We start from the raw sequence: 10,681 nt of genomic DNA on the forward strand, positions 1-10,681 counted from the left end.
GACGACTCGTGCCGACCCGGCCGCCCGTTTTCTCGTGGCGACCCGGGAAGCGCAGGCATGCCTCGACCGCTACAACGCCGCATGCCTCGGCGACCCGCCGTCGACGCCGGAGGCTCTTCTGGCAGGCTGAGGCCACCCGACTTCGTCGGGTGGACGGCGGATCGGAGCCGAGGGAGCGCAACCGCATCCGCGAAGAACGTCGCCGGAATCCCCGCTGCCACAATCGAATCGCGAGCGTCCGGCAGGGTGACGCCTCGTTTTCGAAAGTGGTGTCGCCCTGTCGTTGTCCGGCGGGGCTGGACTGGGACGGTGTTCATGGACGGTGTCAGCAGTCGCGCGGCCGTATCGGCCATCTCCGGGCCGGCGCGCCTCGGTGCGCGGCGGTGGGCGGCGTTGGCCGTGCTGTGCGCGGCGACCTTCATCATCATTCTCGACGGTTCCATCGTGTTCGTCGCGGTTCCCTCGATGACCGTGGATCTCGGGCTCTCACCCGGCGCCGTGCAGTGGATGCTGAGCTCCTACCTGCTCAGCTTCGGTGGGCTGCTGCTGCTCGGTGGCCGCATCGCCGATCTCGCCGGCAGGCGGCGGATGTTCATGCTCGGCACGGGACTTCTCGCCGTGTCCGCGCTGTTCTGCGGGCTCGCGTGGTCGGTCGAGGTGCTGATCACCGCGCGGGTGCTGGAGGGCTTCGCCGCGGCGATCATGACGCCGACCGCGCTGTCGATCCTCATGACGATGTTCCCCGAGGGCCGCGAACGCAACATGGCGCTCGGCATCTGGAGCTCGGCGGGTGGTGTCGGCGGCACGGTCGGCTCGCTGCTCGGCGGGCCGCTCACCACCGGGCCCGGCTGGAGCTGGATCTTCTACGTCAACATCCCGGTCGCCGTGCTCATGGTCGTGCTGAGCCCGTTGGTGCTCAAGGAGAGCTTCGACCGCGACCGCGCCCGGAGCTTCGACCTGGCGGGCGCCTTCACCAGCACGGTGGCCATGGTGCTGCTCGTGTACGCGATCGTCGACGCGCCCACGGCCGGCTGGGGGAGCACGCGGACCATCGGGCTGTTCGTCACCGTCGCCGTGCTGCTGGTCGCGTTCGTGTTCGTCGAGCGCCGCTCCGCGTCGCCCCTGCTGCCGTTGTACTACTTCCGCAGCAAGGGTTTCGTCGGGGGCAACCTCGTGATCTTCGCCGTCGGCATGGCGGTGCACGGTGCCCTGGGCATGATCATGACGCAGTACGCTCAGGTCGTCCTCGGCTACTCGCCGGTCCAGTACGGACTGATGTTCGCCTGCATGACGGTCATGACGATCCTCGGCTCGACGCTCGCGGGCGGCCCGCTGGTGCACCGGTACGGCCCGCGGCCCGTCGCGCTCGCCGGCCTTCTGCTGACCGGTTTCAGTTCCCTCGTCCTGACCGGAATCTCGCCGCACGGCACCTTCGTCGCCGACATGCTGCCCGGCATGCTGCTGTTCGGTCCCGGCCTCGGGCTCGCGTTCGTCGCGGGTTCCGTCGCCGGTCTGGCCGGGGTGCCCGCCCGCGACGCCGGTGTCGGGTCCGGGGTGAACAACGCCGCGTTCCACATCGGCGGCGCACTGGGCATCGCGATCGTGTCGACGGTCGCCGTGGCGGCGGCCTCGGGTCCCGACCCGCGCACCGCGGCGACCACCGGCTTCTCGATCGCCTACGCCGCGTCCATCGGGTTCACGGTGCTCGGCGTGCTCGCCGCGCTGTTGCTCGGCAGGCCGCGCCGGAGCGCGACGGTCTCCGCCATCACCGACGAGCGGGGTCGCAAGGTCGCCTGATGGGGCAACGAAAAGCTGGGGCGGACAACGGATGTCCGCCCCAGCTTTCGGTGTGTGTCAAGCGGCCTTCGGCAGATCGGTGTCCGGTGCGTTGCTCGCGTTCTCGGCGTCCAACCAGGATGGACCGGGCTCCGGGATGCGCGGGGCGAGCCGCAGCACCCTGGCCGCCAGGGTCGGCTTGAACAACGACTCCGGCCGGTTGATCATGCCGGCCACCCGCATGAACGCCCTGGTGACCTTCGGGTCCTTGCTCACGGCGTACTGCAGGCGCGCCATGTACGCGTTGGCGAACCGGACGCGGGCCGTGCGCTCACCCGGCACCCCGGGGAACGCGAGGTCCCCGCCCGCGTTCATGTCCCACGGCGTCTGGACGACCTTCGCCACCACCTTGGCGAACTTCTTCGGGTCGATGCGGCCGGCCGTCTTGCGCAGCAGCTTGCGCAGCTCGTACGCCTCGATCGCGGCGACGCTCATGCCCTGGCCGTACAACGGGTTGAAGCTCGCGGCGGCGTCGCCGAGCACCAGCAGCCCGTCCGGGAGCCGGTCCAGCTGCTCGTACCGGCGCCGGACGCTCGCCGGGAAGCGGAAGCTGACCGCGTCCTCGAGCGGCTCCGACTCGCGGATCGCGTCGTAGATCACCGAGCCCGGCAGCGTCCGCGCGAACTCGAGGAAGCCGTCGGGGTCGGTCGGCGGCACGTCGCCGAGGATGCCGGTCAACGACAGCACGCAGATGCCGTCACCGAGGTGGCCGAAGAACGCGCCCCGCGGGTGCGCGGGGGAGGCGATGAAGACGATCGACTGCGCGCCCTCGAACCACTTCGGGTCCACCTTGTAGTGCCGGGAGGTGTAGGTGAGACCGATCTTGATGCGATCCTCCGCCGGCCGCTCGTAACCCAGGTCCTCCAGCCACGCGGGCAGGCGCGAGCCGCGACCGGTGGCGTCGACCACGAGGTCCGCCTCGAGCTCGAGCTCCTCGCCGTCGGACTGCCTGCGCACCAGGACACCGTTGACCCGCTCGCGGCTCGGGGTGGTCAGCGGGCGGAGGATGTCGTGCCGCTCCAGGTATCGGACGTTCGGCAGCGCGGCCACGCGGCGCCGCACGTGGTACTCGAGGACCGGCCGCGACGGGGCCAGCATCGTCAGGCCCACGTCGGTCGGTGCGATGGGCCGCGCGTTGAAGTGCCAGCGAATCCGCCCGATGTCCGACGCCAGGCAACCCGCCTCGCGGAGCTCCTCGGACAGGCCGGGGAACAGCTCCTCGACGATGTGATGGCCGCGCGAGTGCAGACCGTGCGCGTGGTGCGCGTGGGGGGTGCCGCGTCGGGTTTCCCGCACGCCGACGAGGTCGTCCCGGTCGATGACGACAACGTCCGAAAAGGACTCGGAGAGCACCCGCGCGGCGAGGGTGCCTGCCATTGCTCCACCGAGGACGACCGCGCGCTTCCTGGCCATCGAGTTCATCGTGTTTCCTTTCCCGGTTTGGGCTCGACGGTAACAGCGGTGCGATGTCTCCCTGTTATCGCGGAGTGCCGGATTGGCGGGTGCCGGGCGAGGTGAAAAGATGGTGGTCAGGGGCGAAAGGGCGCACGCTGGAAGATGCGAACCGATGATCGGCGTGTCAGCGTCAGCATTCGAGATACGAGACACCGCCCGCGGTGTCCAGGGTGGGATTACTGGGGTCCGTGGCGAAGGTGCCCGACGTGTTGCCAACGGAAGGGACAAGAACGTGACCGTCGAAAACTCGCCGCCGAAGGCGGGGCGCCGAGAATGGCTGGTTCTTGCCGTCCTGGTCTTGCCCACGCTGCTGGTCACGATGGATTTGAACGTCCTTCTGCTGGCACTGCCGCATATCGCCAACGACCTGCAGGCAGGCCCGGTCGAGCAGCTGTGGATCACAGACATCTACGCGTTCATCGTGGCCGGCCTGACGGTCACCATGGGACATGTCGGTGACCGGTTCGGCCGGCGAAAGATCCTGCTGATCAGTTCGTCGGTGTTCGTGGTCGCCTCGTTGGTGTGCGCGTTCTCGACCTCGGTGCCGATGCTGATCATCTCCCGCGCGGTGCTCGGCGCGGCCGGTGCGGCGATCGCGCCGCTGACCCTGGCGATCATCGTCGCCACTTTCCAGAACCCGAAGCAGATGGGCTTCGCGCTCGGTATCTGGGCCAGCGCCCTCGCGGGTGGCGTCGTGCTCGGTCCGCCGGTGGGTGGGATCCTGCTGCACTCGTTCTGGTGGGGCTCGGTCTTCCTTATCGCGATCCCGATCATGGCGGTCGTCCTGCTGGCCGGGCCGGTCGTGCTGAAGGAGTCGCGTAACCCGGACGGCGGCTCGATCGACCTGCGCAGCGTCGCGCTGTTCCTGGTGGCGATCCTGCCGCTGGTCGCGGCCCTGAAGGAGACCACGCGGTCCGGGTTCAGCCTGCGGGACGCGGGGTTCCTGGCGCTCGGTGCCCTCGGGATCGCCCTGTTCGTGCGGCGGCAGACGCGCATCCCGAACCCGTTGATCGACCTGAGGTTGTTCAAGGACAGGATGGTCCGCTCCGGGATGTCGGTGTTCATCACCGGTGGTCTGTGGTCCGGCGCGCTCTCCCTGGTCATCGCCCTGTACCTGCAGCTGGTCGAGCAGAAGTCGGTACTGGTCGCGGGTCTGGTGATGCTGCCCGCGGCGTTCATCGGGATGGTCTGCAACATGATCGCGCCCAAGTTCGCCAACGTGTTCCGGCCTGCTCGCGTGGTTGCCGCCGGGCTTGCGATCGCGGCGTTGGGCGCGTTGACGTTGACGCTGGTCGCGTCTATCGGCGGGGTCGTGATCGTGGTAGTCGGCATGACCCTGGTGATGATCGGGGCCAGCCCGATCGGCCCGGTGACCAACCATGTGGTCATGTCGAACGTGCCACCGGAGAAGGCGGGTGCGGTCGGTGGCATGATCGCGACCGGCGGCGAGCTCGGTGTCGCGATCGGTGTCGCGGCGATGGGCAGCGTGGCGACCGCCGTGTACCAGGGCAGCATCACCGTGCCGGCCGGCGTGCCGGCGGACGCCGCGGCGGCGGCGAGCGATGGCATCACCGGTGCGGTGGCCGTCGCGCGCACGTTGCCGCAGGCCCAGGGGAACGCGTTGCTCGACCTGGCACACGGGGCGTTCAACACCGGGCTGGTCACCGTCGCGGTGATCGCCGCGATCGGTTACCTCGTCGTCGCCACGGTGGCGTGGCGCGGGATGGGGCACGTCCAGCCGTTCGGCGCCGGACAAGACGCGCCACCGGCCGACGCCGACGCGGGCGGGGAACCGGATACCGATGCCGAGCGGGCCGTGGCCTGAGCGCTGAACCGAAACCAGAACCGGGACGGGCGGAATTACCGCCCGTCCCGTTTCGGCGTTTTGCGGACATGACATGTCCCAAGGCGGCGTGATGCGCAACCGTCGATAATCAAATCCGGTTGGCAGACGCTATTCTGAGGTCGTCGATCGCGAATACAGAAACGATAGGCAATGCGTCTAGCGGCGACCTCGCCAATACCGCGCTTATCCCTGGTCTCGGCCAGTTGAGGTAGAGGAGTTGATATTGTCCGCCAACACACCGCTGGTCGACGTGAAGTCGTCGAACACACGCCGAGGGGACCTGCCGGCACTGACCGGGTTGCGGTTCATCGCCGCACTGGTGGTGTTCTTCGGTCACGTGGTTGACCCGATCCATCCCGGTAACGCCAATCTCGCGGAGCCGTTCCGCGATCACGGCGTCACCGAGGTGCTCGCCACCCTCGGCGCCCCCGCGACCTACATGGCGATGACGTGCTTCTTCATGCTCAGCGGATTCGTCATCACCTGGTCCTTCAAGCCCGGTGACCGGATGCGGGCCTTCTGGCGGCGGCGGGTCGTGAAGATCTTCCCGAGCCACGCCGTGACCTGGGCCCTCTGCATGCTCCTTTTCGCGGGCGTGTATACGACGAACCACGGCATCCTGAACCTGTTCTTCATCGACACCTGGTTCAACGAACTGACCTTCTGGGGTGGCGCGAACGGTCCGGCCTGGTCGCTCAACGCCGAAATGCTGTTCTACTTCCTCATCCCGCTGCTGCTGATCCCGATCAGGCGGATCCCCGAGAACAGGTTGTGGCGGTGGGCGGGCGGCGTCGTGCTGGCCTACGCCGGTGCCTGCCTCTTCACGGTGACGGTCATCTCGGAAACCCCGACGTACAACGGCGCGTATTCGATTCCGCAGTTCTGGTTCGTCTACTTCTTCCCGCCGATGCGGCTGTTCGAGTTCCTCCTCGGCGTGTTCGTGGCGCGCATCGTGATGAGCGGCAGGTGGCCACGAATTCCGTTCTCCGTGGTGGGCACACTGCTCGTGGGAAGCTACGCGCTCATCTTCGTCGTGCCGTTCGCATACCGGATCGCGCTCGTCGCGCTCGTCCCGCTCGCGCTTGCGATCGGCTCGCTCGCGTCGGCGAATCTGCGCGGTCGCCGAACCGTGCTCGGCACCGGGCCGATGATGTGGCTCGGCAAGGTGTCGTTCGGGTTCTACATGACACAGGCGGCCGTCCTGCTCGCGCTGCGGTACGCGGTGTTCGGCGACGCCGAGTTCGGTACGGTCGGGGCCATCCTGCTCATCCTCGGTCTGTTCGCCACCAACCTGGTCTGCGGCTGGCTGCTCCACATCGGCGTCGAACTTCCGGCGATGAAGCACTGGAGTCGCGCCAAGAAGCGTGTCGCCGACAACGCGCCGCGGACGGACGAACCGGACAAGGTTCCGGCATTGTGAGATCCAGCTGATGGCGGCACTGGCCGGGCGGTTCCTCCGCCCGGCCAGTGGTCTGTCGGCACCCGGTATCCGTCCGGATCCCATGCCGGGTCCGCGCCGGCCGGCGTGCCGGATCCCGGCGCTGAGCGAGCCCTGGCCTGAGCACTGAACCCCGATTACGAACCGGGGCGGGCGGCGTTGCCGCCCGTCCCGGTTCGGCGCTTTTCCTGGAAATGACATGTCCACAATGGCGTGGTGCGCAACGGTCGATAATTGTATCCCCTGGTCGGACGCTATTCTAAGGTCGTCGATCGCGAATACAGAAAGGGTAGGTAATGCGTTTAGCGACGACCTCGCCAACACGGCTTTTATCCCTGGTCTCGGCCAGATTAAGATAGAGGAGTTGACATTGTCCGCCAACACGCCGCTGGTCGACGTGAAATCGTCGAACACACGCCGACGGGACTTACCCGCGCTGACCGGTTTGCGGTTCGTCGCCGCACTGCTGGTGTTCTTCACCCACGTCTCGAAACCGCAGAACCCAGGCAACCCCAATCTGGCGGCGCCGTTTCGCGACGACGGCCTCGTAAAGGTCCTCGGCGACAACGGTTTCCGGCTCGGTATCGTTGCCGTGTCGTGCTTCTTCCTGCTCAGCGGATTCGTCATCACCTGGTCCGCCAAACCCGGTGACCGGTTGACGTCTTTCTGGCGGCGGCGCGTGGTGAAGGTCTTTCCGAGCCACGTCGTGACCTGGGCCCTGTGCATGCTCCTTTTCGCCGGCGTGTTCACCACGAACCACGGCATCCTGAACCTGTTCTTCATCGACACGTGGTTCACCGACCCGAGCTTCTGGGGTGGCGCGAACGGTCCGGCCTGGTCGCTGAACGGGGAGATGCTGTTCTACGCCGTCTTCCCGTTCATGTTGATCCCGATCAAGCGGATCCCCGAGAACAAGCTGTGGCTGTGGGCGGGCATCCTGGCGGCAATGCTCGTCGCCGCCACCGTCATCTCGCGATCGGTCCTCCCGGACACCCCGCCGTGGCAGAACGTGTCGATCCCGCAGTTCTGGTTCGTCTACTTCTTCCCGCCGATGCGCTTGTTCGAGTTCGCCATCGGCATGATCGTCGCACGCATCGTGCTCAGTGGCCGGTGGCCGAGGATCCCCCTCTCGCTGGTGGGGGTGGTGGCCGTGGGCGGCCTCGTGCTCACGCTCGTCGTGCCGTACCCGTACAACATCGCGCTCGTCACGTTGGTACCGATCGCGCTGACGATCGGGTCGCTCGCGTCGGCCAACCTGAGCGGCAACCGTACCTTCCTGGGTACCAGGCCGATGGTGTGGCTGGGCAAGGTGTCGTTCGGGTTCTTCATGGCCCAGGCGGTCGTCGTGTTCGCGATCCGGCCCGCGGTGTTCGGCGACGCCGAGTACGGCACGGTCGGCGGCATCCTTCTCATCCTCGCACTGTTCGTCATGAACCTGGCCTGCGGCTGGTTGCTCTACAAGTTCGTCGAGCTTCCGGCGATGAAGCACTGGAGTCGCCCGAGGAAGCGTGTCCTCGACAGCGCGCCGCGGGCTGACGAACCGGACAAGGTTCCGGCATTGTGAGATGCAGCTGATGGCGGCACTGGCCGGGTGGTTTCTCCGCCCGGCCAGTGGTCTGTCGGCTCCAGGCGTCCGGCCGCTGCCTGCCGGCGGGGTCTATCAGGCCGGCGGTAGCGCCGTGCGGCCGCGCTCGCCGGGGACGGCGTGGACGCGGAAGACCACGGGTGTCCCGGCCGAGTCGGTCCGGGACACCCGTGGTCTTATGTGGATGGTCGGCTGCGTGGCCTGACTCAGTCCGCCTCGGCAGCTCGTACGATCGTCTCTGGTGCGCTAGCGCGTGGTCATGCGCTCAGCGCGGCCTCGATCTCGAGGTGGATGTCGACGTGGTCGCTGATGACGATCTTGCCGCCCTCGATGGGCAGCCCGAAGCTGACCCCGAAGTCGCTGCGCCGGATCGACGTGCGGCCGTCGAAACCGACTCGCTGCTCACCCTGAAGGCCCGTCGGGTCCACGCCGAGGAATTCCAGTTCGATCTCCACGCCCTTGGTCACGTCGCGGATCGTCAGATCCCCGGTGAGCACCCAGGAACCGCCGACCGAGCGCACACCCGTACTGGAGAACGTCATCTTCGGGGTCCGCTCGACGTCGAAGAAGTCGTTGCTGCGCAGCTGGTTGTCACGGATCTCGTTTCCCGTGTGCACCGACGCCAGTTCGATGGAGACGGTCGCCGAGGACTGCTCCGGCGTATCCGCGATGGTGATCTCGCCGGCGAAATCGGTGAACCTGCCCCGCACTCGGCTCATCAGGTGCCGCACGGAGAACCCAACGGACGAGTGAGCGGGATCGATCACCCACGTTCCGGCGACCACTCCCGGCAACGGGCCCTGATCGATGGGATTGATCTCAGTCTCGCTCACAATGCCTCCTAGATCGCAACGCCGGTCGAAATCACGCCTGTCAACCGCGCGGCTGTCTGGCTGGCCACGCCCCACGGCGTGACACGCCGCGACAGCCGGCCGTTTCGCACCTCACATTGTCGATAGGAGATGGACGACGCGACATCTTCGAGGTTGCGGTGTTCGACCCGCGGGTCCCTCTGCCGGCTGCTCCCGGAGTGTCCGCCGCTAGTGTGTGGTGGCGAGTGAAGCCGTTTGCGAGAGGGAGGCAGGTATGAGCGGCTCGGTGCAGATCGCTTTGTCAATGTCGTTGGACGGGTTTATCACCGGTAAGGATCCGACCCCGGAGCACCCGCTCGGCGATGCCGCCGACGTGATCCGCCCGGGTGGCGAGCGCTGGATGGGCGACGAGACGGTGAACGCCATGGGCTCGGTCGTCGCCGGTCGTACGGTCTATGACCACACCGACGGGTGGGGCGACGATCCACCGTTCAAGGTCCCGGTGTTCGTGCCGACCCACCGGCCACGCGAGGTTCGGGTGGCCGGTGCGACAACCTTCACGTTCGTGCCGGACGTGGTGACGGCGGTCGCGATGGCGAAGGAAGCCGCCGGCGACCGGAACGTCTATCTCATGGGTGGCGCGAACACCGCCAACCAGGCGCTGCGGGCCGGACTGGTTGACGAGCTCATCCTGCATATCGAACCGGTGCTGCTCGGTGCCGGCGCCAAGTTGTTCGCCGACCTCGGTGAACGGCGGATCCGGCTTGAGCGGTCCAGGGTCGTCGAGGGCGAGAAATCGACGCACCTGTGGATGCGCGTACTACACGATTGATCGTGGCGCCGGGAGATCAAGCACGGCAAACCAGAAGGTGCGTCCAGTACCGGTCGTGTTGGACCATGGTGGGACAAGCAGACAGGAGGGCCCGCATGGCTGACAACGGCTGGAAAGTTGTCATGAACTCCGACGGTGTCACCATTTCGAGTGACCTCTTCCAACTCACCACCAAATCCACGGAGCCGACCCAGTTGGAGACCGTGGTAACCGAGCTGCAGAACATCATGCACGGGACGTACGGGCAGTACTGTGGCCTTTCCCGGGCCGCCGAGATGATCGGGGAACGCTGGAGCCTGTTGATTCTGCGGGATCTCCTGGTGGGCCCGAAGACTGCGACCGACCTGCGTGTCGGCCTCCCGCGGATCTCGGCCAACGTGCTCGACACCCGGTTGCGGGAAATGGAGTACAGCGGCGTTATCCGCCGGCAGGACCCCGTTGGGGACGGGGACCAGGCAGTCTACGAGCTCACCGAGTACGGCCGGTCGGTCGAGGACGTCCTGCTGGCGCTGAGCCGGTGGGGCGCGATGGCGCTGGCCACCCCGCGCCCCGAGGACATCCTCACCGAGGACTCGGTGGTGATGGCGTTGCGCTCGACGTTCCGCCCCGAGGCGGCGCGCGATCTCGACGTCGGCTTCGAGCTGCACGTCGACGGGATCGTGATCCACGCCCGGGTGGACAACGGCACTCTCACGGCCAACGCGGGTCCGCTGCCGGGCGCCGACGCCACCATCGAGCTGGGGACCGTGCTCAAGGGCATTCTCACCGGCGCGGTCAGCGTCTCCGACGCGGTCGCCACCGGGCAGGTGGTGGTGACCGGTGACGAGGCGCTGCTGCCCACCTTCGTCGACCTGTTCCGGCTGCCGTCCGCGCCGGC

General features: G+C 67.3%; 8 protein-coding genes. 6 read left to right on the plus strand and 2 right to left on the minus strand.

Translation table 11 applies throughout. The features are described 5' to 3' along the window. The first annotated feature begins 315 nt into the window (after positions 1-315). Positions 316-1,797, plus strand: a complete 1,482-nt coding sequence (locus VH969_RS08510) for an MFS transporter (protein WP_331973010.1) — start codon at positions 316-318, stop codon at positions 1,795-1,797. Positions 1,798-1,854: 57 nt separating this feature from the next. On the opposite strand, the gene VH969_RS08515 is transcribed toward VH969_RS08510, so the two are convergent. Continuing rightward, a complete protein-coding gene (locus VH969_RS08515; RefSeq protein WP_331973012.1) occupies positions 1,855-3,249 on the minus strand; it encodes an NAD(P)/FAD-dependent oxidoreductase in 1,395 nt (464 codons plus the stop codon). 274 nt (positions 3,250-3,523) lie between these two features. On the opposite strand from VH969_RS08515, the gene VH969_RS08520 reads away from it, so the two are divergent. From VH969_RS08520 to VH969_RS08530, 3 genes are all read left to right on the plus strand, one after another. Beyond that, positions 3,524-5,116 carry an MFS transporter gene (locus VH969_RS08520; protein ID WP_331973014.1) on the plus strand — a complete coding sequence of 531 codons (1,593 nt, stop codon included), beginning with the start codon at positions 3,524-3,526 and terminating at the stop codon, positions 5,114-5,116. A 244-nt stretch (positions 5,117-5,360) separates the two neighbouring features. Continuing rightward, positions 5,361-6,557, plus strand: a complete 1,197-nt coding sequence (locus VH969_RS08525; protein ID WP_331973016.1) for an acyltransferase family protein — start codon at positions 5,361-5,363, stop codon at positions 6,555-6,557. A gap of 217 nt (positions 6,558-6,774) precedes the next feature. After that, positions 6,775-8,139: an acyltransferase family protein gene (locus tag VH969_RS08530; RefSeq protein WP_331973018.1), complete on the plus strand. Its 1,365-nt coding sequence runs from the start codon at positions 6,775-6,777 to the stop codon at positions 8,137-8,139. 278 nt (positions 8,140-8,417) lie between these two features. On the opposite strand, the gene VH969_RS08535 is transcribed toward VH969_RS08530, so the two are convergent. Next, a complete protein-coding gene (locus VH969_RS08535; protein ID WP_331973020.1) occupies positions 8,418-9,068 on the minus strand; it encodes a YceI family protein in 651 nt (216 codons plus the stop codon). Positions 9,069-9,246: 178 nt separating this feature from the next. Here VH969_RS08535 and VH969_RS08540 point away from each other — a divergent pair, with 178 nt between their 5' ends. After that, a complete protein-coding gene (locus VH969_RS08540) occupies positions 9,247-9,804 on the plus strand; it encodes a dihydrofolate reductase family protein (RefSeq protein WP_331973022.1) in 558 nt (185 codons plus the stop codon). Between the two features lie 95 nt (positions 9,805-9,899). Beyond that, on the plus strand, positions 9,900-10,681 hold a 782-nt coding region (locus tag VH969_RS08545), incomplete at its 3' end, for an HxlR-like winged helix-turn-helix transcriptional regulator (RefSeq protein ID WP_331973024.1).

The organism is Actinophytocola sp., from assembly GCF_036555685.1.
GTDB lineage: Bacteria > Actinomycetota > Actinomycetes > Mycobacteriales > Pseudonocardiaceae > Actinophytocola.